The sequence below is a fragment of the uncultured Methylovirgula sp. genome (assembly GCF_947646745.1).
Taxonomy (GTDB): domain Bacteria; phylum Pseudomonadota; class Alphaproteobacteria; order Rhizobiales; family Beijerinckiaceae; genus Methylovirgula.
The window spans coordinates 15,570-42,232 of record NZ_CANSHK010000030.1 but is presented as its reverse complement, the minus strand read 5'-3'; the positions used below and the strand labels follow the sequence as shown (position 1 = coordinate 42,232).

The following is a 26,663-nucleotide window of genomic DNA, read 5'->3' as shown; positions in this document are numbered from 1 at the left end:
CATTCTTCTTTGCGATTTTGCGGATCGCCATCGCCGCCGGCCTCGCCCAGGCCATGCTGGCGCCGAGACGACGCGAGTGGCGCCTTCTCAGCCTCGACGACGATGCCGCCGCGCAGGTTCTGCGGACGGTACTGATCGTCACCGTGCTCGTCTCGGTAGGCCGCGTCGTCAACGCGCTCGGCCAGGTCGTCGAATCTTCCTGGGCGAGCCAGATGTTCTTCCGCGGCCTTTGCGCCTTTGCCGTCGCCGCGGCGCTCGCCGCGAGCCTCTGGATCGGCCAAAGCGAGGAAGATGAAACCGAGCAGGTCTTCGGACCTCGCACCGACCCCGCGGCCAATTGGTTCGGCATTCTGCGCACGGTGCTGTGGGCGATCATCCTCGTCGTGTTTGCCGCTGTCCTCGTCGGCTACATGAACTTGAGCCAGTTCATCGTCGATCAGGTCGTCTGGGTCGGCGGCGTCGGCGCGCTGACCGTGATGCTGATCATGCTGGTCGATCAGGTCGTCGGCCGCGGCATGACCGCGACGACGCCGTTCGGACGCAGCGTCATGCTTTCGACGGGGCTCAGCCGCGAGGCGTTCGAGCAATTCGCCATTCTCGGCGCCGGCATCGGCAAAGTCGTGATTTTCCTCGTCGCCGCACTGGCGGCGCTGGCGCCTTGGGGCGTGCAATCGGCGGACGTCACCGGCTATCTCTACGCGGCTTTCTTCGGCTTCAAGATCGGCAATGTGACGATCTCGCTGTCGCGCATCGTCTTCACGCTCGTCATCTTCGCCGCCGGCTTCGCCGCAACCCGCATCGTCGAGCGCTGGCTCGAAGTGAGTTTCCTGCCGCATACGCGGCTCGATCTCGGCCTGCGCAATGCGATCAAGACCAGCATCGGCTATGTCGGGCGTATCCTGGCGCTCGGTTTCGCGCTCGCTTATATCGGCGTCGATTTCGCCAAGCTCGCGATCGTCGCCGGCGCGCTCTCGGTCGGTATCGGCTTTGGCCTGCAATCGATCGTCAACAATTTCGTCTCCGGCTTGATCCTGCTGTGGGAACGGGTGATCCGCGTCGGCGACTGGATTTCGGTCGGCCCGAACGAAGGCTTCGTCCGCCGCATCAATGTTCGTTCGACCGAGATTGAGACGTTCGATCGCGCCGCGGTGGTGATCCCCAACGCCGATCTCGTCGCCGGCGTCGTCAAGAATTATGTCCGCGAAGACAAAACCGGCCGTCTCAAGCTCACTCTTCCGGTGAATGCGGCGGCCGATCCGCAAAAGGCGCGCGAGATCCTGCTCGACGTCACCGCGACCAACAAGAACGTGCTGAAGAAGCCCGCCCCCTTCGTCGTCTTCGCCGAAATCACCGGCGCGGTCTTCAACTTCGAGCTCTATTGCTATGTCGCCGACGTGACGACGATGAAAAGCACCACGAGCGAATTGAATTTCGAAATCTATCGCCGATTCAAGGCGGCCAATCTCTTTGATGCGCCGCCGCCGGTCATGAATGTCAACCTGCCGGAGCTGGCGAAACAGGGCTTCATCCTGCGCGAGCCGCCGAACGGCAAGGGCGGCAAAGTATCGCCCGCGGACGAGACCTAGATCACGTCGTTTAGAGCGGTTTTTTTGCGAAAACCGCCGACACTTTTTCGCATCCCGCTCTAAGCGAGCAGGCCGCCGGACGATATTTTCAGCGGGTTTTCCGTCAGAGCCGCGGCATCGGGCGTGTCCGCCCCCACGCCCATGAAGGCGTTCCATAAGCCGCGGACAAAATCCGGCGCCATATCGTGCAGGATAAAGACGATGCGGGTCGTATGATCGTCATCCGGCCAGGCGTCGAGCCGCGCCGGCGGATGAAAGATATGCTGCACGCCATGTACGACGAGCGGCCGGGCCGGATCGTCGTCAAGGGCAATAATCCCTTTGACCCGCAGCAGATGCGCGCCATGCGCGTTGCGCAGCAATTCGAAGAACATATCGACGGCCGCAAGCGGCACCGGCTTGTCATGGCGCAAGGCGAATGCGCGGATGCGCGCATCGTGCCGGTTGATGTCATGGGCGGCCGCGCCATGCTCATGCGCGCCATGGCCATGATGGTGATCGTGCTGGTGATGCGCGGCGTGATCATCCAAGGCTTCGGCGTTCAGCCAGCGGCGCACGTCGGGTGTTTTCTTGTCCGGATCATAAAGCCCGGCGTTGAGGAGCGCCGCCGGCGTCGCTTCGCCGCGCGCCGCATTACGCTCAACCGCGGTCGGATTGAGCGCCGCGAGCCGGGCCTGCAAAGCCGCGAGCCGCGCATCCCCTTCGGCAAGAAGATCGCTTTTGGTTATCACCAGCCGGTCGGCGACGGCCGCCTGTTTCACCGCCTCGGAATGGCGATCGAGCGTCGCATCGCCGGTCAACGCATCGACCACGGTGATCACGCCGTCGAGCCGGAAGCGCAGCATAAAATAAGGATGATACATGATCGTGTGCAGGATCGGCGCCGGATCGGCGAGGCCCGTCGTCTCGATAATCACACGATTGAACGGCGCAATCCGGCCGTTGTCGCGACGGCGCAGCAGGTCTTCGAGCGTAGCGACAAGATCGCCGCGGATCGTGCAGCAGAGGCAACCCGAAGCCATGACGACGACATTGCCGTCGACTTTCTCGACGAAGAGATGATCGAGGCCGACTTCGCCGAATTCATTGATGAGGACGAGACAATCGGCGAGTTCCGGCGCCCGCAGCAATGTGTTGAGCAGGGTCGTCTTGCCGGCGCCGAGGAAGCCGGTGAGGATCGAAAGCGGAAAGATCGGCGGCCGCCGCGTGTCAGTCATGAATGGCTTCCTCTCGCGCACAATCGAGCCGAGGAGAGATAATCGCGGCCTTGCCGTGATTCAATCCGGCTGGTGACCAGCTCAATTGTCGGAGCTGGCCGAATGCGCCGAATGTTTCGCGTGCGATTTGCTGGCGAGCTTTTTCGCCTTGAGCGTCTTGGCGGCGACTTTTTTGGCGGCGCCTTTATGCGGCTTGGCTTTTGCGAGCTTGGCTTTTGCGAGCTTGGCGGGTTTGGCTTTTGTTTTGTGAAGCGCGAGCTTCGATTTCGAGGCTTTGCCGGCTTTGGCCAATTTGTGCTTGCCGTGCGGCGCTTTCGCCGCGACTTTTGCGTGCGATTTCGCCTTGCCGATTTTGGCGTGTTTCTTTGCTTTTGAGAGATGCGACGCATCGGCGTCGCCGCCCGCGGCCGCGGCGACCTTGGCTGAATCGTGGTCGTTTGCCGCCACCTCGGGCGCATCCTCGTTCGGTTCGGCCGCCGGCGGTTTCGCCAGCGGCGCGGTATCGGCGAGGAGCGGCGTGCCGACCGGGGTATGCGGCGGCCGCGGCCCGGCGATCGGGCCCTTATAGCCAGGCTCTGCCCCGACGGAGACGGGCTCGGGATCGAACGCGGGAACCGGCATCATCGCAATCCGCAAGGCAGCCGGTGTTTCCTGTGCCAGGGCCGAGGCGGTGAAGAGGCCGAAGGGCGCGCCCGACTTTTGCCCGATGGTCAGCAGCGGCGCCTCTAAGCGATCGGTCTCCGCCTGGAAGACCGCCATGGCGTGGCTGCGGCGATGACAGACGAGTTCGCGCAGATCTTCCGGTTCGCCGCCGGTCGGCTCGTCGGCATCCATCGGCTGCGGCTGGTCGATCCCGTCGAAGGCGCGATCGAGCAAGACGGCGGTGCGGACGAGGCGTTCGCGCGGTGTCGGCGCGCCGAGGACAACCGCGATATAGTGACGATTGCCGCGCGTCGCGCTGGCGACGAGATTGAACCCGGCATCGCAAGTGAAGCCCGTCTTCATGCCGTCGGCGCCCGGATAGCGGCCGAGCATGTCGTTGTGATTGGGAATGACTTTGCCGTCGACGCGCATGGCGCCGATGTCGAAGAGATCGGCGTATTGGGGAAATGTCCGATAAAGCGCGCGGCCGAGGACGGCGAGATCACGCGCCGACGAATAATGGTCCGGGTTGGGCAGGCCGTTCGGATTGACGAAATGGCTCTGCTTCATGCCGAGTTGCGCCGCGGCGGCATTCATATCGTCGGCAAAGGCATCGACCGAACCGGCAACGCCTTCGGCGATCGTGATGGCAATATCGTTCGGCGATTTCACCATCAGCATTTTGAGCGCATTACCGAGCGTCACCTCGGTGCCGGGACGAAAGCCCATCTTCGACGGCGGCATGGAGGCCGCATAGCGCGACACGACGAGCGGCGTATCGAGCGAGATCTGATGGTCGCGCACCGCGCTCAGCGTGACATAGACGGTCATCAGCTTGGTCAGCGAAGCGGGAAACCAGGGCCGCGTCGCCTCGTTTTCATAGAGCACATCGCCGGTTGCGACATCCATCACGAGCGACGGGGTCGCCAGGGCGCGCCCGGCCGCGAAGACCAAGAGCGCAGCGGCAACCAAGCCATGAAGACGCAACCGCATGACATTGCCCTAGAGAATGAGCCGGCACCAGCACGGCGCTCTGAACCGCAACCCTAACGCCTCACAAACATTCTGCAAAGCGCCGAAGCCGCTCTTTAGTTCGCGCGAGATACGGCCATTTCATGACGCTGCGGCCCGGCGCGGCGCTCAATCGCCCGGCGCCTTGGCCTCGATCGAGAGCGCATGCACGCCATCGGCGAATTCCGCCTGCAAAATCTCGTTGACCATCCGGTGGCGGGCGAGCGGGCTCTTGCCGCGAAAGCTTTCCGATACCACCTTAACGTTAAAATGCGTCTCGCCTGATTTACCGGCTTTCGCCGCGTGTTCGATCACATGCGCATGGCCGGCGTGCCGGTGTGATTCGTCGATCACAGCAAGCGAAATCGGCGCCAAAGCCGCTTGTAATTTTTGCTTGATGCGCTCGGCTATATTAGGCTCGTCGCTCATCGAACTTCCCTTCATCGCACCCTGTGTCTTTTATCGAGGCAACCGGGTTGCGGCCACCGCCAAGACACTCATAATAGCGCATCATGGATTTGAATTCGCCGATCTTCGACCGCGTTAGAGCCAAGCCGAAGGCCAAAGAGCCGGTGCATAGCGTGAAAGTGCGCTGTGACCATCCGGGCTGCGCCGAGCCGGGCGAATTCCGCGCGCCGATGGGCTGGCAGCGCGAGGGCGAATATTTCAGCTTCTGCCTTGAACATGTGCGCGCTTATAACGCCTCCTATAATTATTTTCAGGGTATGAGCGCCGAAGCGGTCGCACTTTATCAGCGCGATGCGTCGACGGGGCATCGCCCGACCTGGGTCATGGGTAACAATGTCGCCGGCGGCCCGCAGACGCGCGGCAGCGATCCGTCGCATTATGCCGACCCGCTCAATATTTTCAGCAACCGCACGGCCGCGCGGCGCCCGGCCGAGCCGGCAAAGCCCAAGTATGGTATTGCCGTCCGCAAGGCCCTCGATCACTTGGGTCTCGATGAAAATGCCGATGCCGACGCGATCCGCAGCCGCTACAAGGACATGGTCAAACGGCTGCATCCCGACGCCAATGGCGGCGATCGCTCGCTCGAAGACAAATTACGTGAAATTATCCGCGCCTATAATTATCTGAAGTCGGTCAAGCTCGCCTGATTTTGCGCCCGGTCTTCGGTGAATAGCCGCAACTTTTTGGGATCGCGCGTGAATTCCCCGCCTCGCGGCCGGCCCGCATGCTATAGCGTGGCCAGAACGGGCGGAACGGAGGATGAATGTCTGCCAATTCCTTAGCCGGTGAAGAGGCCCTAAAAGCTCTGCCGGACATGAAAATCTCGGTCCGCCAGGTGTTCGGCATCGATACCGACATGGAGGCACCGGCCTTTTCCCAAGCCGATCAGCACGTGCCGGAGCTCGACCCGGACTATCTTTTCGACCGTGACACGACGCTCGCCATCCTCGCCGGCTTCGCCAAGAACCGGCGCGTGATGATCTCCGGCTATCATGGCACCGGCAAATCGACGCATATCGAGCAGGTCGCGGCGCGGCTCAACTGGCCTTGCGTGCGCATCAACCTCGACAGCCATGTCTCGCGCATCGATCTCGTCGGCAAGGACGCGATCGTACTGAGAGACGGCAAGCAGGTTACCGAATTCCGCGACGGCATTCTGCCCTGGGCTTTGCAGAACAATATCGCGCTCTGTTTCGATGAATACGATGCCGGGCGGCCCGACGTGATGTTCGTCATCCAGCGCGTGCTCGAAGTGTCCGGCCGCCTGACGCTGCTCGACCAAAACCGGGTCATCAAGCCGCACCCCGCCTTCCGGCTGTTCTCGACGACGAATACGATCGGCCTCGGCGACACCTCCGGCCTCTATCATGGCACGCAGCAGATCAATCAGGGCCAGATGGACCGCTGGTCGATCGTCGCGACGCTCAATTATCTGCCGCACGACAAGGAAGTCGGCATCGTCCTCTCCAAGGTGAAATCCTATCAGCGAAGCAAGGACGGCCGCGACCAGGTCAATAAAATGGTTCGCGTCGCCGACCTGACGCGCAACGCCTTCATGGCCGGCGATCTATCGACCGTCATGAGCCCGCGCACGGTGATCACCTGGGCCGAGAATGCCGAAATCTTCAACGACCTCGGTTTCGCCTTCCGGCTCACCTTCCTCAATAAATGCGACGAACTGGAGCGCCCGCTGGTCGCTGAGTTCTACCAACGCTGCTTCGGCCAGGAGCTGCCGGAAAGCGCCGTGAATGTCGCGATGAGCTGAGGCCATGTCCGGGTCGAATCTCAAGCCGCCGGGCAAGGTCGAGGCGCCGCAGGAGCCGTTCAAGCGCGCCGTCGCCGGCTGCTTGCGTGCCATGGCGCATGTGCCGCAGCTTGAGGTAACCTTTGCGGCGGAGAAACCGAACCTGTCCGGCGCCAGCGCCGCCGCCCGCGTGCGGCTCTCCGAGCCGCCGCGCAAGCTTACGAAGCAGGATGCCGCGATCCAGCGCGGCAATGCCGATGCGATCGCGCTGCGGCTCGCCTGCCATGACGCCAATGTGCACCGCCGGCTGTTGCCGCAGGCGCCGCAGGCCCGTGCCGTCTTCGACGCCGTCGAGCAGGCGCGTGTCGAGGCGATCGGCGCCCGCCGGATGGAAGGCGTCGCGCAAAACCTCGGCGCCATGCTCGAGGACCGCTTCCAGCACGCCCGCTATGGTGAAATTCGCGAGCGCAGCGACGCGCCGCTCGAACAGGCGGTGGCGTTGATCGTCCGCGAACGGCTCACCGGCCAAAAGCCGCCGAAAAACGCCCAACGGTTGGTCGATCTCTGGCGCCCGCTCGTCGAGCAGCGCGCCGGGCACGATCTCGATCAACTCGCCACGTCGCTCGAAGACCAGCGCGCCTTCGGCCTTTCGGTGCGGCGGCTGCTCTCGGCGCTCGACGTGGGCGAGGATATCGGCTCCGATAGCAACGAAGAATCCGAGCAGAGCGAGGATCAGCAGGCCGGCGGCGACGATACCGAGGCCTTTGAAGGCCAGCGCGACGAAAGCGCCGATAGCGCCGAGTCACAGACGACCGAGGCCGCCGAGTCCGATGGCGAGACGGAGGTCGAATCGGTCGATGCGGCCGCCGGCGAATTCGAGGCGGACGAGGAAGGCGACCTCGGCGAGGGCGATCAAGCCGCCGATGCGCACCGTCCGCCGCCGAAGACGCGGCCGGACGTGCGGCCGCCGGATTATCAGGCTTTCACGCACAAGTTCGACGAGATCATCACCGCCGAGGCGCTTTGCGAGCCGGAAGAGCTCGAGCGGCTGCGCGCTTATCTCGACAAGCAATTGCAGAATCTGTCGTCCGTCGTCGGCCGGCTCGCCAACCGGCTGCAGCGCCGCCTGCTGGCCCAGCAGAATCGCTCGTGGGAATTCGACCTCGAAGAAGGCATGCTCGATACGGCGCGGCTGCCGCGCATCGTCATCGACCCGCAGCAGCCGCTTTCCTTCAAGCGCGAGAAGGACATGGACTTCCGCGATACGGTCGTGACCCTGCTGCTCGATAATTCGGGCTCGATGCGCGGCCGGCCGATCACGGTCGCGGCGACCTGCGCCGATATTCTCGCCCGCACGCTGGAGCGCTGCGGCGTCAAGGTCGAGATTCTGGGCTTTACCACCCGCGCCTGGAAGGGCGGCCAATCGCGCGAAGCCTGGCTGCAGGCCGGCAAGCCGGCCTCGCCCGGCCGGCTCAACGATCTGCGCCACATCATCTACAAGGCCGCCGACGCCCCCTGGCGGCGGGCGCGAAAAAATCTCGGCCTGATGATGCGCGAGGGCTTGCTGAAAGAGAATATCGACGGCGAGGCGCTGGATTGGGCCCATAAGCGCCTGCTCGCCCGCTCCGAACAGCGGCGCATCCTGATGATGATTTCGGACGGCGCGCCGGTCGACGATTCAACCCTTTCGGTCAATCCCGGCAATTATCTCGAGCGGCATTTGCGCTACGTGATCGAGGAGATCGAAACCCGCTCGCCGGTCGAGCTCATCGCCATCGGCATCGGCCATGACGTGACGCGCTATTACCGGCGCGCCGTGACCATCGTCGATGCGGAAGAACTCGGCGGCGCGATGACCGAAAAATTGGCGGAACTCTTCGATGAAAAGACCGCGCCGGTGCCGGCGCACCATCAGCCGCGCGCCAAAAAGCGCATGCCGGTCGTGACGGTGCATTGAGCCTGACGGCTCTTCAGAGAGACCGGCTTACGCCGAGGCCTGCTTCTTCTCGATCTCGCGCTTCAGCGCGCGGGCGCCGGTCGAAAGCTCGGTTTCCGAGGCCTTAATCAGGAAGGCATCGAGACCGCCGCGGTGTTCGACCGAACGCAGCGCCGCGGTGGCGACGCGCAGGCGCACGTCGCGGCCGAGCGTTTCGGAGGCGAGCGTCACCTTGACGAGATTGGGCAGGAACCGCGTCTTGGTCTTGCGGTTCGAATGGCTGACCTTATTGCCGACGAGCACGGCCTTGCCGGTCAATTCGCAGCGGCGCGACATGGGTGATCCTTCCGGCCTTGCGGCCACAAACGAAGGCCCGCGCCGATTTGGGGCATGTTCCGATCGTAAAGCCGGTCGGCTTTTCGGAACACGCTCTCGGGCGCAGGCGGAAATCGAAGCGGGCTGTCTAAGGGAAGCCGGCGCCGGCGTCAAGCTTTCCGCGCCGGCCGGCCGCACTCATAGCCAGGGATGCGCGGCGTGCTCCTGCTTCTCGAAGGCGGTGATCTTGTCGGCCTTCTGCAGGCTCAACCCGATGTCGTCGAGGCCGTTGATGAGGCAATGCTTGCGGAACGGGTCGATGTCGAAATGGATGACGCCGCCGTCGGGGCCGCGGATCTCTTGGCTTTCGAGATCGACGGAGAGCGTCGCATTGGCGCCGCGCTCGGCATCGTCCATCAGCTTGGCCAATTCCTCGGGGCTGACGACGATCGGCAGAATGCCGTTCTTGAAGCAATTGTTATAGAAAATGTCGGCGAAACTCGTCGAGATGACGCAGCGGATGCCGAAGTCGAGCAGCGCCCACGGCGCATGTTCGCGTGACGAGCCGCAGCCGAAATTGTCTTCCGCGACGAGAATCTGCGCATGCCGGTAGGCCGGCTTGTTGAGGACGAAATCGGGATTTTCCGAGCCATCCTCGTTATAGCGCATTTCCGAGAACAGCCCCTTGCCGAGGCCGGTGCGCTTGATCGTCTTGAGGTATTGCTTCGGGATGATCATGTCGGTGTCGACATTGCGGATCGCCAGCGGCGCTGCGACGCCCGTCAGGGACGTGAATTTTTCCATTAGGAGGATGCTCCGGATCGGGTGGCCACAACCACCACGGCAGCTTCGGCGCGGGCGCGGGCGAAGCTGGAACCTTGTTCTAGCCGTGCTCTATTGAACTCCTTGACCAATTCGTCAAGGTCGCGGCCGTCGCCGGCCCGTTTGGTGATGGCGCTGGCGGTCTTGCTGCGGCCGACCTCCTGCTGCGCCAGGGAAACGAAGGTGCGCGCAGCGTCCTCGGCCAGGATCAGCATGATTTTCCGGTCCTCGGCGTTGGCTTGCGACCATTGCCTGGCGATTTGGTGGGCGACGACGAGCTGATCAAGGATTTTCGGCCGATAGCCCTGATAGGCCCTCTCCTTATCCTGACCGTGGCCGTCACCGCGGATCTCGTTCTTGAAGAAGAGCCGGCCGCGCTCGGTCAAGGTCGAGGTCGCGAACATGATCTCGATGAGCTTCGCCTTCTCGACGGCCGGGTCCAACTCGCCGTCATCCAGGACGCAGATGAGCAACAGGCTCTGGAGGGCGTCGATCGCCTGCTCCGCCCAGTTCAGGACGTCGGCACGGCGCAAAGCCGATTCACGCGACTGCCGCCAAGCGAAGAACAGGCCGCAGGCCGCGACGCAGGCCGAGACGACGGAGGCTATCGTTGCAAACATCACCATCGCTCCGCGGCCTGGCGGCTAATCCGCCGCCGCCTCGACCGCCGCCATATCGGCGTCGGAGAGGCCGAAATGATGGCCGATCTCATGCACCAGGACATGGGCGATGACGTCGCCGAGCGTGTCCTCGTGTTCGGCCCAATAATCGAGGATCGGGCGGCGGTAAAGCCAGACCATGTTCGGCATCTGTCCGGTAAAGGCCTGTGCTCCACCTTGCGCGAGGCCGCGGCCGGTGAAAAGCCCGAGCAGGTCGAATTCGCTCTCGCAGCCCATCTGGCTGAGCACGTCGTCGGTCGCGAAATCCTCGACTTGGATGACAAGCCCTTGGCAGAGGACGCGGAAATCGTTCGGCAGCCGCGCATAGGCTGCCTCGGCCAGCGCCTCGAACGCGGCAAGGGTCGGCGGCGCCAGGGCAGCCCAATCGGGCGGCATCAGGACTGCGCTCCGGCGCGCCGGCGAATCCGGATATAGAGGGCCCCGGCGCCGCCATGCGGGCGCGCCGCCTCCTCGAAGCCGACGACGAGATGCCGCCATTCCGGCGCCCGGAGCCAGATCGGTACGCTGCGCCGCAGCACGCCGCCCGGCTCGAACCCATCGGCGGCGCGGCCCTCTCCCTTGCCGGTGACGACGAGCACGATCTTGGCCCCCTGAAGCTGGGCCCGGACGAGAAAACCATGCAGGGCCGGATGCGCCTCGTGCTGGCGCAGGCCATGCAGATCGAGCGCCGCGTCGACCGCCATATGGCCGCGGGCGAGCTTTTGCCGGGCGCGGCGCTCGAGCGGCGCAAGGCACGGCATCCCCGGACGCGGCGCGGGCTTTAAGGGCTGAGCCGGCGCCGACGCGGCCGGCGCGACGATCTTGGCGGGTTTTGCCGGTTTTGGACGCGGCGCCTCGGGCGCTGACGCGCCAGGCCGGGGCGTGATGCTGCGCGTTACCGACAGCCAGAGGCTGACCTCCTCATCGGAGAGCGGGCGCAGGGTTTCCCGGCTTCCCTCGCTCATGCCGCCCCCCTGGCACGCGTCGTCGGTGATGGTTTTCTGGCTCATCGCGGTCCTTGCCGAAAAGCTAGCGCCTTTCGGGGCCGCGCCTCAATGGCCCGTCTGCGTCGCGACGAGTTTCCAGTTTGGATCGCGCGCCCCGGCGGCGCGGGCGAAGGTCCAAAGATCGACCATGCTTACCGTCTTTTCCGGATCGCCGTCGATCAGCTTGCCGTCTTTATCGTGCGTCACGGAGATGAGGGTCGTCATAAAGCGTAGGGTGACTTGCAGCATGCCGTCGCGGACGCCGGCATCGAAAACGCCGGTCTTGTCGATCGATACGACTTTGGTCATCAGCGATTCGCCGCGATTGGCGCGCGCCTCGATGGCGGCGACGAAACTGTCGTAAACCTCTTTGTCGAGCAGGCGGGCAAGAAGCTCGCGGTCGCCGGTCGCGAAGGCGGTGACGATCATCTCATAGGCGCTCTTGGCGCCGGCGATGAATGAATCGAGATCGAAGCCCGGGTCGGAGGCCACGATGGCGTCAAGCCCATTGGCAACGCGGGTGCCAGGTTCCGCATAGGCCTGCCAACGGCGCGGATCGGCCGGTGCCCCGGCAGGGGCGGCCGGCGGCGGGGCGGCGCCGGGCAAGGACACGACCTTATTGTCATTGGTCGCGGTGCTCGTCTTGAAGAAGGAATTCTGCGCCGGCGGCTTTTCCGCGCCGCTGCGGGTGCCGAGAACCGAGCGCAGCTTCCAGAGCACGAAGATCGCGAGAAGCGCGAAAATGATCGTCGAGGCGTCGAAGGGATCCTGCATCATTGAGGCTCTGATTTGGGCTCTGGCTCTGATTTGGGCTCGGGCTTAAAGCGGATTTTCCGCATAGGATGCCTATATATGGCGTCCGGTCGGGAAAATTCATAAACTGAAGATTACCGACAGACTTTGTGTTTTCTGGGACAGGACCATGCCCTATCTCGCCGCCTTCTTTTTGAGCGCCTGCCTTTGGATATTGGCGGAGCTGTCGGTGTTCGGCCTCGTTGCCGGCGCGATCGGCCTCGCTGGCGCTATCTTCCTCACCTTATTGTTCAGCCTGCTTGGCCTCGTCCTGTTGCGGCGGCTCGGCGGCCAGGCACGGAGCCTGCTTCGCGCAGCCTTTGAAAATCCCAATCACATTTTGCGGCTCTCGCCTGTGGCCTTGCGCAGCGGCGCACTGGCCGCGCTTGGCGCGACGCTTTTGGTCATCCCCGGCTTTCTCTCCGATTGCGTCGGGCTGGCGCTGCTCCTGCCTGCCTGGCGGCATCAGGAAATGGCGCCGACGCCGCGCGATCCTCACGTCATCGATCTGACGCCGCAGGATTGGCACCGCGTCGACAGGCCCGATCCGCGCTGAGCCTCGCTTGTTCGCCGCGACTATCCATGCTAGGCGCTGGCGCGATTTCGAGGGAGAGCTTTGATGGCAGAGGGCAACGGCGGCAGTGCGGCGGCGGAAGCGCCCACACTTAACGCCTTGGTGCAATATACGAAGGATTTTTCGTTCGAGAATCCGAATGCGCCGCGTTCGCTCGGTCCGCAGACCAAGCCGCCGAATATTGCCATTCAAGTGAACGTCAATGCCCGGCAGATCGCCGATGCCGATTACGAAGTCGAACTGCTGCTCGAAGGGTCGGCTGGCGAAGGGGCCGACACGCTGTTCAAATTCGAACTGAACTATGCCGGCATCTTCCGCGTGCTCAACATCCCGCAGAGCGACGTCCACCCGGTGGTGATGATCGAGTGTCCGCGCCTGCTGTTTCCCTTCGCCCGCCAGATCGTCGCCGAGGCGGTGCGCAATGGCGGCTTCCCGCCGCTCTACATCGACCCGATCGATTTCGCCGGCCTTTATCGTCAGCGCATGGCCCAGACGGCCCAAGCGCCGGCCGCGCAAGCCTGATCCCGAAAAACGCGCGCTAAGCTTCGTCTGATTTCGGCAGATAGCGCCGCCAGAGTGCTTTGTCGCCGAGCGTTGCGGCAAACGCGGCGTGCGCCGCCCATTCGGCTGCGACGATGAGCGGGGCGAGCGGCGCCGGCCGTGTCGGCCGCACGGCGGCGGCTCGCTGTGCGTTCACCGCCGCCGTCTGCAACAATAGGCTCGCCTGGCGGCCGCCGCTCAGTTCTGCATAGACCTCCGCGAGCAGCTCGGCGTCGAGCAAGGCGCCGTGCTTGGTGCGGCGGCTCGCGTCGATCCCATAGCGCTGGCACAGCGCGTCGAGGCTCGCCGGCGCGCCCGGATGGCGGCGGCGGGCGAGCGCCAAAGTATCGATAATGCGCTCTTGTCCCAACGGCGTATGGCCGAGCGCTGCCAATTCCGCATTGACGAAGCGCAGGTCGAATTCGGCATTATGCGCAACGAGCATGGCATCGCCGACGAACATCAGAAATTTTTCGGCGATCTCGGCAAACTTCGGCTTGCCGATCAAAAATTCCGCAGAAATTCCGTGCACCCGGAAGGCTTCCTCCGGCATGTCACGCTCGGGATCGAGATAGAAATGAAAGGTCTGGCCGGTCGGAATCGAATTGAGGATTTCGATGCAGCCGATTTCGACGATCCTGTGACCCGCGGTGGGGTCGAGGCCGGTCGTCTCTGTATCGAAAACGATCTCACGCATGATGGCGCGCCTTCACCTGCCCGGCGCGGATCGCGCCGATGAGAGCGCGAACCTGCCGCGCGGCCGCGTCGTGGCCGTGGCTCGTATCAAGGATGAGATCGGCGCGGCGGCGTTTTTCAGCGTCAGGCATTTGCTTGGCGATTATGGCGGCGAGCTTGTCCTCTGTCATGCCCGGACGCGCGGTAATGCGCGCCTTTTGCACGGCTTCCGGCGCGGTAACAACGAGAACCGCATCGACCTCGTTTTCGCAGCCCGTCTCGAAGAGCAGCGGAATGTCGAGAACAACAAGATCGGCGCCGGCCGCGCGTGCTTCGGCGACGAACTGCGCCCGCGCGGCGCGCACCAGCGGATGCACGATCGCCTCGAGCCGCATCAGCGCCGCTTGGTCGTGGATCACCCGCGCCGCGAGCAGAGCCCGATCGATCGCGCCATCGCGCGCAGTGCCGGGGAAGGCGGCCTCGACCAGCGGTGCCGCCGCGCCGCGATAAAGCGCGTGAACCGCGGCGTCGGAATCATGCACCGCAACGCCGGCCTCGCGAAAGATCGCTGCCGTCGTCGATTTTCCCATGCCGATCGAGCCGGTGAGGCCGAGAACGAACATCAGCTCTTGCCCGCGATGTCCGCGGCGACGCGCGCGCGCAGATCCGGCGTCACCTGCGGCTCTCGGCCGAACCAGCGGGCAAACCCCGGCGCAGCCTGATAGAGCAACATGCCGAGGCCGCCGGAGGTGCGCAGGCCGCGCGCCGCCGCCTGGCGCAGCAGCGCCGTTTCGAGCGGCGCATAGACGATGTCGGCGACGATCGCCTTCGCCGGCAGCGGCGCCAGATCGATGTCAAGCGGCGGCTGGCCGACCATGCCGAGCGATGTCGTGTTGACGAGCAGATCGGCGTCCTTCAGCAGCGCCGGCAGGGCGGCGAAATCGGCGAGGTCGATCTCAACTTCGGGAAATTGGCGCTGGAGATCCTCGCCGCGGCTTCGGGTACGGTTGACGAGAGCGATATGGCGGATGCCGCGCGAATGGAGCGCATAGACGATGCCACGCGCCGCGCCGCCGGCGCCGAGGACGACGGCTTTATCCACGGACTTATCCCAATCCGGGACATCCGCATCGAGCGAGGCCAGAAAGCCCGCAACATCGGTGTTGTCGCCGAAAAGTTGTCCGCCTTCGATCCACAGGGTGTTCACAGCTTTAAGGCGCTGCGCCACCGGGGTCGTCACCGCACAGGCGGCGAAGGCCTTCTCCTTATGCGGCAAGGTGACATTGCCGCCGGCGAAACCCAACACCGCGATATTGGCGAGGAAGGTTGCAAGGTCGGGCGGGGCGACCGGAACGCGCGCATAGGAACCGGGGAGCCCCAATTGCTCCAGCCAATAATGGTGGATCAGCGGCGACCGCGAATGCGAGATCGGCCAGCCGATGACGAAGGCGCGCGGGCTCATCCGGCGAGACTGCCTTCTTCGCGCAGAAATGCAAGCAGCGCCAGCATGGGCAGGCCGAGGATCGTCGCGTGATCGCCGTCGATTGCCGCGAAAAGATGGATGCCGAGGCCTTCCAATTGATAGGCGCCGACGCTCGCCAGCACCGCATCGCCGGCCGCTTGGAGATAACGATCGATGAAATCGTCACCGAACACGCGGCAGGTGAGCCGCGCGGTCACGACCGTCTCGAACAGCACGTTCTCGTCCCGTACGACGCAGAGTGCCGAATGCAACGCATGCGTCCTGCCGGAAAATTTTTGCAACTGGGCTTTCGCCGCCGCGAGATTTTGCGGCTTCGAAAAAATCTCTCCTTCGAGCGCCAGAACCTGGTCAGCGCCGATGACAAGCCGCCGCGGTTTTCGGGCGGCAACGGCCAGCGCCTTGGTCCGGGCGAGATGCGCGGCGACCGTTTCTGGCGCGGCGCCCTTGGCGCGCAGCGGCATTTCGGCGGCCCGCTCGTCGATATCGGCCGCGCTCACTTCGAACGGCAGCCCTGCCGCCGCCAGCAAAGCCTGCCGCGCCGAGCTTTTCGAAGCCAGAATGAGCGGCGCTTCGCCAAGCCAGAGGTCACTCATCGCGGCTGCTCGATGAGGCCGAGCTTGGCCCGGTGCGCCTTATAAAGATTGATGATCGCAGCCGAAGTCTCCTCGATCGAACGGCGCGTGACATCGATCACCGGCCAGCCGTAATGCGCGAAAAGCCGGCGCGACTGCACGACCTCGTCATTGACCGCGACCGGATCGACATAGGTCGAATCAAACCGTGTCTGCGACGAATCGAGCCTCTGCTGGCGCACGGCAACAAGCCGCTCGGCTGATGTGATAAGGCCGACGATCATGGGCTTCTTCAGACTGAAGATCGATTTCGGCAGGGGAACGTTGGGAATGATCGGAATATTCGCGGTCTTGATGCCGCGATTGGCGAGATAGATGCTCGTCGGCGTCTTCGACGTGCGACTGACGCCGAGCAGCAGGACGTCGGCGGCCTCGTAATCGTCGGTCATCTGGCCGTCGTCGTGCAGCATCGTGTAGTTCAAGGCTTCGACACGGTTGAAATAATAGGCGTTGAGCATGTGCTGCGCACCCGGCCGGGCGGCGCCGGGCGAACCGAGATAGGCGCGGAAAAGATCGCTGATCGGCTGCAGCACCGAATGGCACGGGACATTGAGTTCGTGGCAGGCCGCAATGAGCCGGCGCGCAAGATCCTTGTCGACCAAAGTGAAAAGCACGACGCCCGGTGCCTCGTCGACCTCGGCAATCGCCTTCTCAAGCTGCGCCGCCGAGCGAACGAACGGATAAAGGTGCTCGATCGATTCGATCGCATCATATTGCGCCACGACCGCCCGGCTTACGGCAATCAAAGTTTCGCCGGTCGCGTCGGAAATCAGATGCAGATGGAAGTAGTTGCGCGCCAAGGCCCACATCCGTCGCGATGACCTGTGAATCGATGGGGATAATCCGCCGCGGTCCGCGCTTTCGGCGGACATGTCCCGCACTGCCTGGTTTTTTGTCAACAGCCGCAGGGCTGGGCATGAAATCGCCGGCGAGCGGCGGCGTCTGTCGATAATTTCATAAAGCTTGAACAATCCCGGACTGGCGCAGCGAAGGCCTTGGCGGCGTTAAGAAATCATTAACGATCGGCGCCGGCGGCCGGGCTGTGGGTATCGCGGATAGCCGAAGATCGCCGGTGCGGATTGTGAAAAACCCAAAACGAGCCTAATCCGGCACCAAAGAAAAGAGAAAATAGAAGAGTCTTTAGATAGGATATTTTAGATTGGCGGCTCAAATCCTGCCGGCTGACAAGCCCCTGCTTCGCGTGCTTAACGGCGAAACCTTGACGCCGCCCCCCGTCTGGTTGATGCGCCAAGCCGGACGCTATCTGACCGAATACCGCCAGACGCGGCTCAAGGCGCGATCCTTCCTCGATCTTTGCTATACACCGAAGCTTGCGGCGGACGTGACGCTGCAGCCGATCCGCCGGTTTCATTTCGATGCGGCGATCATTTTCAGCGACATTCTCGTCGTTCCTGACGCCTTCGGGCAGAAGGTCGATTTCGAAAGCGGCGAAGGGCCGCGGCTGGCGCCCATCGCCGGTGCGCAGGAGCTGAAGGCTTTGCGCGAGACGATCGATCTCGACCATCTCGCGCCGGTTTTTGAGGCGATCGGGCTGGTGAAGGCGGCTTTGCCCAAAGCGACGGCGCTGATCGGCTTTTGCGGCGCGCCATGGACGGTGGCAAGTTACATGATTGCCGGGCGCGGCACGCCGGACCAGGCGCCGGCGCGGCTGTTTGCCTATCGCGAGCCGGAGCTTTTCGCCGCGTTGATGGAACGGCTGATCGATGGGTCAGTCGCTTATCTGTCGCGCCAGATCGAGGCCGGCGTCGATTGCGTGCAGATTTTCGACACTTGGGCCGGCGCGCTGGCGCCGGCGGAATTTGCCCGCTGGTGCCTGATGCCGGTGAAGCGGATCATTGCCGCCGTGCGGCTTCGTCACCCGCAAACCAAGGTCATAGCTTTCCCGCGTGGCGCGGGCTTGGCGTTGACGACTTATGCCGCCGAAACCGGCGCCGATGCGCTGGGGCTCGATACATCCGTCGATCCCGCTGCCGCGAATGCGCTCATCCCCGAAGGCGTGGTCCTGCAAGGCAATCTCGATCCTTTGGCTTTGGTGGCGGGCGGTGCGGCGCTCCGCGAAGCGAGCGGCAAGATCCTTTCGGCATTCCGGCAGCGGCCGCATATTTTCAATCTCGGCCACGGCATCGTGCCGGAAACGCCGCTCGACAATGTCGAAGCCCTATTGGCACTGCTGCGGGGGGAGGCCTGACGTGGATCAATTCTATCTTTGGATCAAAGCACTGCACATCATTGCCGTGATCGCCTTCATGGCCGGCATGCTCTATCTGCCGCGGCTCTTCGTCTATCATGCAGGCGCCGAAAAAGGCTCGCCGCAATCGGAAACGTTCAAGGTGATGGAGCGCCGGCTCGAGATCGCGATCATGCGTCCGGCGCTCATCGTCGTTTATGCGACCGGCTTGACGCTCGCGATCAAAGGGCAATTTTTCCGCGCCGCCTGGCTGAACTGGAAATTCGTCCTGGTTCTCGCCATGACCGCGATCTATTTTTATCTGATCGCGATGCGCCGTCGCTTCGCTGCCGACCGCAACAGGCATGCGGCGAAATTTTATCGCATCCTGAATGAGATCCCGACGCTGCTGCTGATCGGGATCGTCATTCTCGCGGTGGTCAAGCCGGGCGGCGTGATGTAATTCGCAAGTCCTCAATCGTGTGACGGATGTGGCACGGATGTAGGGAAACGGCTGCAGCGCTCGGGAATCCGGTATCGCTCACGCTTCGCCAAAGTTAATGTCGGCCCGAGGTTGTTGAATATCCTCAGGGGGGCATTATGGTTCGATCCATTGTTTTGGCAGCCGTTTCATCGGTTGCGCTCGGTTCGGTCGCGGTTGCGGCGGATTTGCCGAGCACCAAGGGCCCGCCCGTCTATGCGCCGCCGCCGGCGGTCTTTTCCTGGACGGGGGCTTATGTCGGCGGCCAGGTCGGCTACGAATGGGGCCAGACATCCTTTTCGGTTTTTAACCCCTTCACCGGCACATTCACGGGCGGTTTTCCCGGTTATACCGAGCGTGGCATCGTCGGGGGCGGCCATGTCGGCTACAATTATCAAATCAGCCAATTCGTCATCGGCGTCGAAGGCGATGTGAATGGCGCGGGCTATAATGGCAGCGAGTTGATCGGCGTCACCTCGCTCGGCGAGCGCATTGCGGTCGACGGCTCGATCCGCGGCCGCGTGGGCGTGGCGTTCGACCGGCTGCTCATCTATGGCACCGGCGGCGGCGCCTTCGGCTCGATCCGCGAAAGCGTCGTGACGCCCTTGACCAGCGATGCGAGGACGACTGGCCGCGTCGGCTGGACGGTCGGCGGAGGTGTCGAATATGCCATCGACAACAATTGGTCGGTGCGCGGCGAATATCGCTACACCGATTATGGCCGCTACAGCCTTACTTACACGAACGCTCCGGTCACATTGCGCTATCACGCGACGGATAATCGCGTTCAGGCCGGCTTCAGCTATCGGTTCGATATGTTCGAGCCGCCGGCGCCGGTGGTGGCGAAGTACTGAGGCCCAAGCCGATCGGAAGGCTCGCGGCCGGCAGGAGACTGCCGGCCGTCTGTTTTGGCAGATCGACATTGCGGCGCGCCGCACGAGCCCGACAACCGATGGATGGTGTGTCTGGGCCGCTACACGCATCGGAAAACGCGCCCCGCCAGGCAATCTCCGCTTTTCGCATCCGTCCCGAAGATTATGATGCTCTTCACGCATTTTTTATTTTTTGGAAGGGGGAGCAGGATGATTCGCTCGGCGATATTGGCGGCTGCCGCATCAGCCGTCCTGGCATCGGCCGCATTGGCTGCCGATCTGCCCACCACCAAGGGTCCACCGGTCTATACGCCGCCGCCCCCGGTCTTTTCTTGGACCGGCGTCTATCTCGGCGGCCAGGTTGGCTATGAATGGGGGACCACCGACGGGAGCTATACGCAAGTCGTGCCGCCGATCGTCGGCGCTCTCTTCGTTCCCGGCGGGACCTTCTTCCGCTCCTTTGGCCATAACGCCTCGGGCGTCGTCGGCGGCGGCCATGTCGGCTATAATTATCAATTCAACCAATTCGTCGTCGGTCTCGAAGGCGATGTGAACGGGTCGAGCTATCAAGGCTCGAGCTTGATCGCGCCGGCCTTCGTGCTTCTGTCGCGCGAGCGCACTCCGGTCGACGCATCGATCCGCGGCCGTGTCGGCGTCGCATTCGATCGCGTGCTGGTCTATGCCACCGGCGGCGGCGCCTTCGGCGGTTTCGAAACGAGCCTGTTCAATACGACGACCGGCTTCGGCGAAACGCACCATCCGGGCCGCCTCGGCTGGACGGTTGGCGGCGGCGTCGAATATGCCATCGACAACAATTGGTCGGTGCGCGCCGAATATCGCTACACCAATTACGGCGGCTTTGACGTCTCCTACACCACGCTGACGACCACGCCGATTACGGTCCATTACAATGCGACCGACAACCGGGTTCAGGTCGGCTTCAGCTATAAGTTTGGCGAACCGCCGCCTCCGCCTCCGCCGGTCGTGGCCAAATATTGAGAAAAAACATCTGCAAGCCTGACTTTTGCGCCGGCGGTTTCCCCGCCGGCTTTTTCTGTGGCGAACAAAGCGGCAATATTCGGCGGATAGAACGGAACATTGTCGCCGGGCGGACACAGCGCTTCGGAAAGCGACGCCGCGGCTGGTTAAGGCGTTGTCCGGCCGGGGATTTGCTCTAAAGATGCCCCTGAGATCGCTTTATTTGAGGCCTTTCGGGAGAGATGATTCGCGCCCTGCTCATGTCGAGCGCCGTTGCAGTCCTCTGCGCGGGCAGCGCTTTGGCGGCCGACCTCCCCAGCGCCAAAGGGCCGCCGGTCTATGCGCCGCCGCCACCACCTCCGCCATCCTGGACCGGATTTTATATCGGCTTGAACGCCGGCTACGGCGGCGATCAAGTCCGCTACAATCATTTCAGCCGCGGCATCCTCGATAATTCCGGGAGCCTGTCGTCGAGCGGCTTTCTTGGCGGCGGCACGGCGGGGTTCAATTATCAGTTCCCGACCACGAATTATGTCGTCGGCGTCGAAGGCGATTTCGACGCCTCGACGGTGCGCGCCATCGATAACAGCCCGTTTGGGGTCGGCGGCGGGTCGATCCCCAATGATACCAAGCTCGACTGGTTTGCGACGGCGCGGGCCCGCTTCGGCTATGCCTTCGGCGACATTCTGCCCTACGTGACCGGCGGCGCCGCCTTCGGTCATGTCGACCAATATCGCGTCGGGCCGGGCGGCGATCCGTTCGGCAATTTTTCAGTCGGTTCGACGCAGACCGGCTGGACCGCCGGCGCCGGCATCGAATATCAAGTCACGCATAATCTCTCGGTGAAGGCCGAATACCTGCACGTCGATCTTGGCCGGCAATATTATCAGACGCCGGGCGAATTCGCCTTTGCGCCCGCCAACGATCATTCCTCGCATCCGACGTTGAATGTCGTCCGCGCCGGCGTGAATTGGAAATTCGAATGGCTGACGCCGCCGACGCCGGTCGTGCCGAAATATTGAGATCAAAAACGTTTTGGGGCGCATCGGGGACCGGCGGCGAAAGCCGCCGGTTTTCGTTGCAGGCATGACACAGCGGCCGCGGTTTCGCGCGCAAGGCGGCGTTTTTCTCGGATTTAGGTGATTTTTCGCACATTCGGCGCGCGGCTCTTGGCCTTTAACCGCATGAACGCCAATTAATGTGCAAGGGGGCCGGGCTTCCGCTAGGCTTTCTTGGCAAGTGCGGGTTTTTACGATGGTTCGGTCGGGCATCCTTGGATTGATGGCTTTGTTTGCGCTGGCTGCGGCCGCGCAAGCAGCCGATTTGCCAAGTGATAAGGGGCCGGCGCTCTATGCGCCGCCACCGCCGGTCTTTTCGTGGACCGGATTTTACGTCGGCGCGACCGCAGGCGGCGCTTTCAGCCATGAAAGCGTGAGCCTTGGCCCGTTCGGCAGCCTCAGCACCAATCCGGCCGGTTTCGTCGGCGGCGGCGAGGCAGGGTTCAATTATCAGCTCCCGGCGTCCAATGTCGTCTTCGGCGGCGAGACCGATTTTCAAGGTTCGACCCTGCGCGGCGATTATGGCACGCTGGCCACGGCGGCAGGCCCCGCGAGCGGATCGAGCCGGCTTGATTGGTGGGGCTCGGCCCGGGCTCGGCTCGGCCTTTCCTTCGGCAATGTGCTGCCTTACGTCACCGGCGGCTTCGCTTATGGCGACGTGCATGACAATGTCGCGCTCGGCACGGCGAATTTTTCGGCAGGCGGCGTGCGGACCGGCTGGACCGCGGGCGCCGGCGTCGAATATGCGATCACCCACAATCTGACGGCCAAAGCGGAATATCTCTATACCGACCTTGGTTCGGTTTCGACGCCGCTCGCCGGCGTGGGCGCGGCGCATACACGGGCGGCGTTTCACGCCGTGCGCGCCGGGTTGAATTGGAAATTCGACTGGAGCGGCGCGCCGGCGCCGATCACGTCGAAATATTGAACGGCTCCCGCCGGATTGGGACCCGATTCCCGGGGTATTTCTGTGCGAAGGCCGCGCCGCCGTCATGCCGCAGTTGTCAAAAAGGTTGAAAGGCCCTATTTCTTAGTTCTTCCCCCGCAGGCGATATGTCGGCGTGCCCCTTGAGGCGCCCATTATAAGGCGTTGGCCTGCCTTCCCAGATGACGTGGTCTATTAGGCCGTTCCCACCCGACGCGCGCAGCAAGCGCCCTTCCAAGGACAGAAATCCCGATGCGGGATATCAAGCTTCAAGATTTAAAATCGAAATCACCCACCGAGCTCCTCGCCTTCGCCGAAGAGCACGAAGTCGAAAACGCTTCGATCCTGCGCAAGCAGGAATTGATGTTCGCCATTTTGAAACAACTCGCCAGCCGCGACATCGAGATCGTCGGCGAAGGCGTGATCGAAGTGCTGCAGGACGGCTTCGGCTTTCTCCGCTCGCCCGACGCCAATTATCTGCCGGGGCCCGATGACATTTATGTCTCGCCATCGCAGATCCGCCGCTTCGGGCTCAGAACCGGCGACACGGTCGAGGGGCTGATCCGCAGCCCGAAAGAGGGCGAGCGCTATTTCGCGCTGCTCAAGGTCAACACGATCAATTTCGAGGACCCGGAGAAGATCCGTCACAAGGTCCATTTCGACAATCTGACGCCGCTCTATCCTGACGAACGGCTGAAGCTCGAAATCGAAGACCCGACCAAGAAAGACCTTTCCGCCCGCGTCATCGACATCGTCGCGCCGATCGGCAAAGGCCAGCGCGCCTTGATCGTCGCGCCGCCGCGCACCGGCAAGACGGTGCTGCTGCAGAACATCGCCCAGTCGGTCACCGCCAATCATCCGGAATGCTATCTGATCGTGCTCTTGATCGACGAGCGGCCGGAAGAAGTCACCGACATGCAGCGCTCGGTGAAAGGCGAGGTGATCTCCTCGACCTTCGACGAGCCGGCGGTCCGCCATGTCCAGGTCGCCGAAATGGTGATCGAAAAGGCCAAGCGCCTGGTCGAGCATGGCCGCGATGTCGTGATCCTGCTCGATTCGATCACGCGTCTCGGCCGCGCCTATAACACCGTCGTCCCGTCATCCGGCAAGGTCTTGACCGGCGGCGTCGATGCCAATGCCTTGCAGCGCCCGAAGCGCTTCTTCGGCGCGGCGCGCAACATCGAAGAAGGCGGCTCGCTGACCATCATCGCGACGGCGCTGATCGACACCGGCTCGCGCATGGACGAAGTGATCTTCGAAGAGTTCAAAGGCACGGGCAATTCGGAAATCATCCTCGACCGCAAGGTGGCCGACAAGCGCAGCTTCCCGGCGATCGACATCACCCGCTCCGGCACCCGCAAGGAAGAGCTGCTCGTGCCGCCGGACATCCTCAAGAAGATGTACGTGCTCCGCCGCATCCTCAATCCGATGGGCACGGTCGACGCGATCGAATTCCTGCTCGGCAAATTGCGCGAGACGCCGAAAGGCAATGCCAGCTTCTTCGAATCGATGAATACATAACGCGCCTCGCGGCCGGACTTTACTCGTCCGGCAGAGGCCGCGGCCGGCGCGTCTCGTGGTCAATGGCGACGAAGGTGAAGATCGCTTCGGTCACCTTCACCGTTTCCTCGCTGTCGCGCGCCCGCCGCCAGGCTTCGACTTCGATCTTCATCGAAGTGCGGCCGCGCCCGACGAGCCGGCCGTAGAGACTGACCACATCGCCGACGCGCACCGGCCGCAGAAAATTCATCGCCTCGACGCGCACCGTCGAAGCCCGGCCGCGGGCTACGCGCGAGGCGACATTGCTGGCGGCGAGATCCATCTGCGACATCAGCCAGCCGCCGAAAATATCGCCATACGGATTGGTGTCCGCCGGCATGGCGATGGAGCGGATGACCGGCTCTTCACCCGGCGGCACTTCGCTCTGGGTCAGCGATTTTTCGTTCTGCGTCATCGAAGCCCCCGAATGATTGGCCGATCGGCCGAGCCGAGAATCGCCGCGCCTTTTCGCGCCTGATCATGACGCGAGCAAAGCGCTGAGCCCGGCCATATCATGAACCGGCAGCGAGCACACGCCGGCGCAGCAGACGAAGGCCGCCGCCGTCCCGGCGGCGGCGATTTGGCCTTCAGCCGGGTGGTCGGGCGGCAGGGCTTCGGCGGCATCGAGATCGAGGACCATGCGGGTATCGAACGGCGCCGCGAGCGCTGCCTCGTAAAGCGCCTGGCGTTCACGCCCGGCGATGACGATTTCGCGGCCGCGCAAATAAAGATCGAGCGCATTCAAAATGCCGACATGACCGATCGGATTGGCGTTCACCGCCGGCGTCACGGCGGCAAAAAGCGCATCGGCGCGCTGGCGCCATTTCGCCGCGCCGGTCGCCGCCGCGAGCCGCACCAATACGCCGAGCGTGACGGAATGCGCGTTGGGGATCGCATCATCCGCGGTCGGCGCAAGCCGAATGATAATGTCGTTCGCATCATCCGCGGCCATGGCGACAAGCCCGGTTTCCGGCTCGATGTGATGCCGCGCGATGGTCTCGGCCCAGGCCATAGCGTCGGCAAGATAATCGTAAGGCGCAAGTGCCGCGCCGCTCCTATGCCGCGCCTCGTACAGGGCGAGGGCCGCGCGCGCCATCGCCGCATGGTCGAGGGCAAGGCCGGGCTTCACCACGATTCCGCCACGCGCGCTATGCGCCAGCCGCCGCGCACCATCGGCGTCTTCGAACTGCAGATGCGCAACGACATAATGATAGGCACGGGCAGCAAGCCCGATCCAGCGCGGCTCGCCGAAAACGGTCGCGGCATTGACAAGCGCCGCAATCGTCAGCCCGTTCCAATCGGCCATGATCTTGTCGTCGAGGCCGGGATGCACGCGCTGTTCGCGCGCGGCGAAAAGCTTCTGCCGCAAGGGCGCGAGGCGGGCTTCTTCTTCCGGCGTCGGCGGCGCCTTCAAGGGCAGCCGGTTGAGAATCGTGACGCGATGGCCGCCTTCGGACCAATTGCCGGCGCGTGTCGCGTCATAAAAGGTGCCGAAGAACGCAGCGTCGTCCTCGCCGAGAACGGCGGCAATCTCCTGCCAGGTCCAGACATAGAATTTGCCTTCAACGCCCTCGCTGTCGGCATCGAGCGAGGCGCAAAAGCCGCCGCGAATCATCTCGCGTTCGAGCCAGCCGACGGTCTCATAAGCACGCCGTTTGAAGAGGCCATCGCCGAAGCGGCGCCAGGCGAGCGCCAGCAGTTCGAGAATCTGCGCATTGTCATAGAGCATTTTTTCGAAATGCGGCACGAGCCAGCGGTCGTCGGTCGAATAGCGCGCATAGCCGCCGCCGAGATGATCGTAGATGCCGCCCTCCGACATTTTGGTCAGCGTCAGACGGACGAGGTCGCGATAGGGCTTATCGGTAAGCCTGGCGCCGACGCGCCACAAAAATTCGAAGATCGCGGGATTGGGAAATTTCGGCGCGCCGCGCAAACCGCCATCGACCGGATCGACATAAAGCGCGAGCTTCGGCGCCAGCGCATCGGCGAGAGCAAGGCTCAGCGGCGCTGCCCCGGCCGGCGCCGGCTCCATCGGCCCAAGCGCCCGCCGCACAGCCTCGGCGTTCTCGGTAATTTTACCTTGCTCGTCACGAAAAGCCCTGGCGACGCTACGCAGGACGGTGACGAAGGCCGGGCGGCCGTAGCGTGCGTCCTTGGGAAAATAGGTGCCGCCCCAGAACGGCTCGCCGCGCGGCGTCAGGAACATCGTCATCGGCCAGCCACCCTGTTCGCCGAAGGCATGCAGCGCCTGCATATAGATGTGATCGATGTCGGGGCGCTCTTCGCGATCGACCTTGATGTTCACGAAAAGCTCGTTCATGACCGCGGCGGTTTCCGGATCCTCGAAGCTTTCATGCGCCATGACATGGCACCAATGGCAGGCGGCATAGCCGACAGACAGCAGGATCGGCTTGTTGGCCGCTTCGGCTTCGGCAAGCGCCGCCGGCCCCCAGAGCCGCCAATGGACCGGATTATCCTTATGTTGCAGCAAATAGGGACTGGCGGCATGGGCGAGTTCATTGAACATGGCGGAGCCTTGA

The 26,663-nt window shown here is 63.3% G+C and carries 29 protein-coding genes; 13 read left to right on the top strand and 16 right to left on the bottom strand.

The window, feature by feature from the left end:
- The coding region (locus Q0025_RS10250) for a mechanosensitive ion channel domain-containing protein (protein WP_297298650.1) at positions 1 to 1,586 on the top strand (1,586 nt) is incomplete at its 5' end.
- 59 nt (positions 1,587 to 1,645) lie between these two features.
- On the opposite strand, the gene Q0025_RS10245 is transcribed toward Q0025_RS10250, so the two are convergent.
- The 3 genes from Q0025_RS10245 to Q0025_RS10235 form a co-directional block, all read right to left on the bottom strand.
- Positions 1,646 to 2,803 carry a GTP-binding protein gene (locus tag Q0025_RS10245; protein WP_297298647.1) on the bottom strand — a complete coding sequence of 386 codons (1,158 nt, stop codon included), beginning with the start codon at positions 2,801 to 2,803 and terminating at the stop codon, positions 1,646 to 1,648.
- A gap of 81 nt (positions 2,804 to 2,884) precedes the next feature.
- Entirely contained in the window at positions 2,885 to 4,438 is a 1,554-nt protein-coding gene (locus Q0025_RS10240; RefSeq protein WP_297298645.1) for a D-alanyl-D-alanine carboxypeptidase family protein, read from the bottom strand.
- A 147-nt stretch (positions 4,439 to 4,585) separates the two neighbouring features.
- Positions 4,586 to 4,885, bottom strand: coding sequence for a BolA family transcriptional regulator (locus Q0025_RS10235; protein WP_297298643.1), 300 nt, complete (start codon positions 4,883 to 4,885; stop codon positions 4,586 to 4,588).
- Positions 4,886 to 4,968: 83 nt separating this feature from the next.
- On the opposite strand from Q0025_RS10235, the gene Q0025_RS10230 reads away from it, so the two are divergent.
- From Q0025_RS10230 to cobT, 3 genes are all read left to right on the top strand, one after another.
- Positions 4,969 to 5,571: a DnaJ domain-containing protein gene (locus Q0025_RS10230; protein WP_297298641.1), complete on the top strand. Its 603-nt coding sequence runs from the start codon at positions 4,969 to 4,971 to the stop codon at positions 5,569 to 5,571.
- A 116-nt stretch (positions 5,572 to 5,687) separates the two neighbouring features.
- Entirely contained in the window at positions 5,688 to 6,689 is a 1,002-nt protein-coding gene (gene cobS, locus Q0025_RS10225) for a cobaltochelatase subunit CobS (protein ID WP_297298639.1), read from the top strand.
- A 4-nt stretch (positions 6,690 to 6,693) separates the two neighbouring features.
- Complete coding sequence (gene cobT, locus Q0025_RS10220) at positions 6,694 to 8,625, top strand: cobaltochelatase subunit CobT (protein WP_297298636.1); 1,932 nt, start codon at positions 6,694 to 6,696, stop codon at positions 8,623 to 8,625.
- 27 nt (positions 8,626 to 8,652) lie between these two features.
- Here cobT and rpmB read toward each other — a convergent pair whose 3' ends face one another.
- From rpmB to Q0025_RS10190, 6 genes are all read right to left on the bottom strand, one after another.
- The gene (gene rpmB, locus Q0025_RS10215; RefSeq protein WP_297298634.1) at positions 8,653 to 8,940 is read right to left on the bottom strand and encodes a 50S ribosomal protein L28; all 288 of its coding nucleotides are present in this window, start codon (positions 8,938 to 8,940) and stop codon (positions 8,653 to 8,655) included.
- A gap of 177 nt (positions 8,941 to 9,117) precedes the next feature.
- Positions 9,118 to 9,723 carry a 3-isopropylmalate dehydratase small subunit gene (gene leuD / locus Q0025_RS10210; RefSeq protein WP_297298632.1) on the bottom strand — a complete coding sequence of 202 codons (606 nt, stop codon included), beginning with the start codon at positions 9,721 to 9,723 and terminating at the stop codon, positions 9,118 to 9,120.
- Positions 9,723 to 10,361, bottom strand: coding sequence for a hypothetical protein (locus Q0025_RS10205; RefSeq protein WP_297298631.1), 639 nt, complete (start codon positions 10,359 to 10,361; stop codon positions 9,723 to 9,725). The genes leuD and Q0025_RS10205 overlap by 1 nt, the downstream gene beginning before the upstream one ends.
- A 24-nt stretch (positions 10,362 to 10,385) precedes the next feature.
- Positions 10,386 to 10,796 (bottom strand): metallopeptidase family protein, encoded by a 411-nt coding sequence (locus Q0025_RS10200; RefSeq protein WP_297298629.1) that lies wholly within the window; start codon positions 10,794 to 10,796, stop codon positions 10,386 to 10,388.
- Complete coding sequence (locus Q0025_RS10195; protein WP_297298627.1) at positions 10,796 to 11,410, bottom strand: Smr/MutS family protein; 615 nt, start codon at positions 11,408 to 11,410, stop codon at positions 10,796 to 10,798. The genes Q0025_RS10200 and Q0025_RS10195 overlap by 1 nt, the downstream gene beginning before the upstream one ends.
- Positions 11,411 to 11,452: 42 nt before the next feature.
- Positions 11,453 to 12,163: a Tim44/TimA family putative adaptor protein gene (locus tag Q0025_RS10190; protein WP_366939444.1), complete on the bottom strand. Its 711-nt coding sequence runs from the start codon at positions 12,161 to 12,163 to the stop codon at positions 11,453 to 11,455.
- Positions 12,164 to 12,308: 145 nt separating this feature from the next.
- On the opposite strand from Q0025_RS10190, the gene Q0025_RS10185 reads away from it, so the two are divergent.
- Both Q0025_RS10185 and secB read left to right on the top strand, forming a co-directional pair.
- Positions 12,309 to 12,734 carry an FxsA family protein gene (locus Q0025_RS10185; protein WP_297298625.1) on the top strand — a complete coding sequence of 142 codons (426 nt, stop codon included), beginning with the start codon at positions 12,309 to 12,311 and terminating at the stop codon, positions 12,732 to 12,734.
- Between the two features lie 63 nt (positions 12,735 to 12,797).
- Complete coding sequence (gene secB / locus Q0025_RS10180) at positions 12,798 to 13,274, top strand: protein-export chaperone SecB (protein ID WP_297298623.1); 477 nt, start codon at positions 12,798 to 12,800, stop codon at positions 13,272 to 13,274.
- A 16-nt stretch (positions 13,275 to 13,290) separates the two neighbouring features.
- Here the strand turns inward: secB and dnaQ are convergent, their stop codons facing one another.
- Genes dnaQ through Q0025_RS10155 form a run of 5 tightly spaced genes read right to left on the bottom strand, consistent with a single transcriptional unit; the run spans position 13,291 to position 16,882 of the window.
- Positions 13,291 to 13,989: a DNA polymerase III subunit epsilon gene (dnaQ, locus tag Q0025_RS10175; RefSeq protein ID WP_297298621.1), complete on the bottom strand. Its 699-nt coding sequence runs from the start codon at positions 13,987 to 13,989 to the stop codon at positions 13,291 to 13,293.
- Positions 13,982 to 14,590 carry a dephospho-CoA kinase gene (gene coaE / locus Q0025_RS10170; RefSeq protein ID WP_297298619.1) on the bottom strand — a complete coding sequence of 203 codons (609 nt, stop codon included), beginning with the start codon at positions 14,588 to 14,590 and terminating at the stop codon, positions 13,982 to 13,984. Before coaE ends, dnaQ begins: the two co-directional genes overlap by 8 nt.
- Entirely contained in the window at positions 14,590 to 15,429 is an 840-nt protein-coding gene (locus Q0025_RS10165; RefSeq protein ID WP_297298617.1) for a shikimate dehydrogenase, read from the bottom strand. The genes coaE and Q0025_RS10165 overlap by 1 nt, the downstream gene beginning before the upstream one ends.
- On the bottom strand, positions 15,426 to 16,043 hold the full coding sequence (locus Q0025_RS10160; protein ID WP_297298615.1) for a Maf family nucleotide pyrophosphatase: 618 nt from the start codon (positions 16,041 to 16,043) through the stop codon (positions 15,426 to 15,428). The genes Q0025_RS10165 and Q0025_RS10160 overlap by 4 nt, the downstream gene beginning before the upstream one ends.
- Positions 16,040 to 16,882 (bottom strand): pyruvate, water dikinase regulatory protein, encoded by an 843-nt coding sequence (locus tag Q0025_RS10155; protein ID WP_297298613.1) that lies wholly within the window; start codon positions 16,880 to 16,882, stop codon positions 16,040 to 16,042. The genes Q0025_RS10160 and Q0025_RS10155 overlap by 4 nt, the downstream gene beginning before the upstream one ends.
- 374 nt (positions 16,883 to 17,256) lie before the next feature.
- Between Q0025_RS10155 and hemE the strand changes: the two genes are divergently transcribed.
- The 7 genes from hemE to rho all read left to right on the top strand — a co-directional run bounded on the left by hemE (position 17,257) and on the right by rho (position 24,105).
- Entirely contained in the window at positions 17,257 to 18,291 is a 1,035-nt protein-coding gene (gene hemE, locus Q0025_RS10150) for a uroporphyrinogen decarboxylase (RefSeq protein WP_297298652.1), read from the top strand.
- 1 nt (position 18,292) lies between these two features.
- Positions 18,293 to 18,733: a protoporphyrinogen oxidase HemJ gene (gene hemJ / locus Q0025_RS10145; RefSeq protein ID WP_297298611.1), complete on the top strand. Its 441-nt coding sequence runs from the start codon at positions 18,293 to 18,295 to the stop codon at positions 18,731 to 18,733.
- A gap of 137 nt (positions 18,734 to 18,870) precedes the next feature.
- Positions 18,871 to 19,605, top strand: a complete 735-nt coding sequence (locus tag Q0025_RS10140; protein WP_297298609.1) for an outer membrane protein — start codon at positions 18,871 to 18,873, stop codon at positions 19,603 to 19,605.
- A gap of 228 nt (positions 19,606 to 19,833) precedes the next feature.
- Positions 19,834 to 20,622 carry an outer membrane beta-barrel protein gene (locus Q0025_RS10135; RefSeq protein ID WP_297298608.1) on the top strand — a complete coding sequence of 263 codons (789 nt, stop codon included), beginning with the start codon at positions 19,834 to 19,836 and terminating at the stop codon, positions 20,620 to 20,622.
- Positions 20,623 to 20,843: 221 nt separating this feature from the next.
- On the top strand, positions 20,844 to 21,623 hold the full coding sequence (locus Q0025_RS10130; RefSeq protein ID WP_297298606.1) for an outer membrane protein: 780 nt from the start codon (positions 20,844 to 20,846) through the stop codon (positions 21,621 to 21,623).
- 232 nt (positions 21,624 to 21,855) lie between these two features.
- Positions 21,856 to 22,587: an outer membrane protein gene (locus tag Q0025_RS10125; protein ID WP_366939443.1), complete on the top strand. Its 732-nt coding sequence runs from the start codon at positions 21,856 to 21,858 to the stop codon at positions 22,585 to 22,587.
- Between the two features lie 249 nt (positions 22,588 to 22,836).
- The gene (rho, locus tag Q0025_RS10120) at positions 22,837 to 24,105 is read left to right on the top strand and encodes a transcription termination factor Rho (protein WP_297298602.1); all 1,269 of its coding nucleotides are present in this window, start codon (positions 22,837 to 22,839) and stop codon (positions 24,103 to 24,105) included.
- Positions 24,106 to 24,124: 19 nt separating this feature from the next.
- On the opposite strand, the gene Q0025_RS10115 is transcribed toward rho, so the two are convergent.
- Together Q0025_RS10115 and Q0025_RS10110 are read right to left on the bottom strand one after the other, a co-directional pair.
- On the bottom strand, positions 24,125 to 24,538 hold the full coding sequence (locus tag Q0025_RS10115) for an acyl-CoA thioesterase (protein WP_297298600.1): 414 nt from the start codon (positions 24,536 to 24,538) through the stop codon (positions 24,125 to 24,127).
- A gap of 63 nt (positions 24,539 to 24,601) precedes the next feature.
- On the bottom strand, positions 24,602 to 26,650 hold the full coding sequence (locus tag Q0025_RS10110) for a thioredoxin domain-containing protein (RefSeq protein ID WP_297298597.1): 2,049 nt from the start codon (positions 26,648 to 26,650) through the stop codon (positions 24,602 to 24,604).
- Between the last annotated feature and the right edge of the window lie 13 nt (positions 26,651 to 26,663).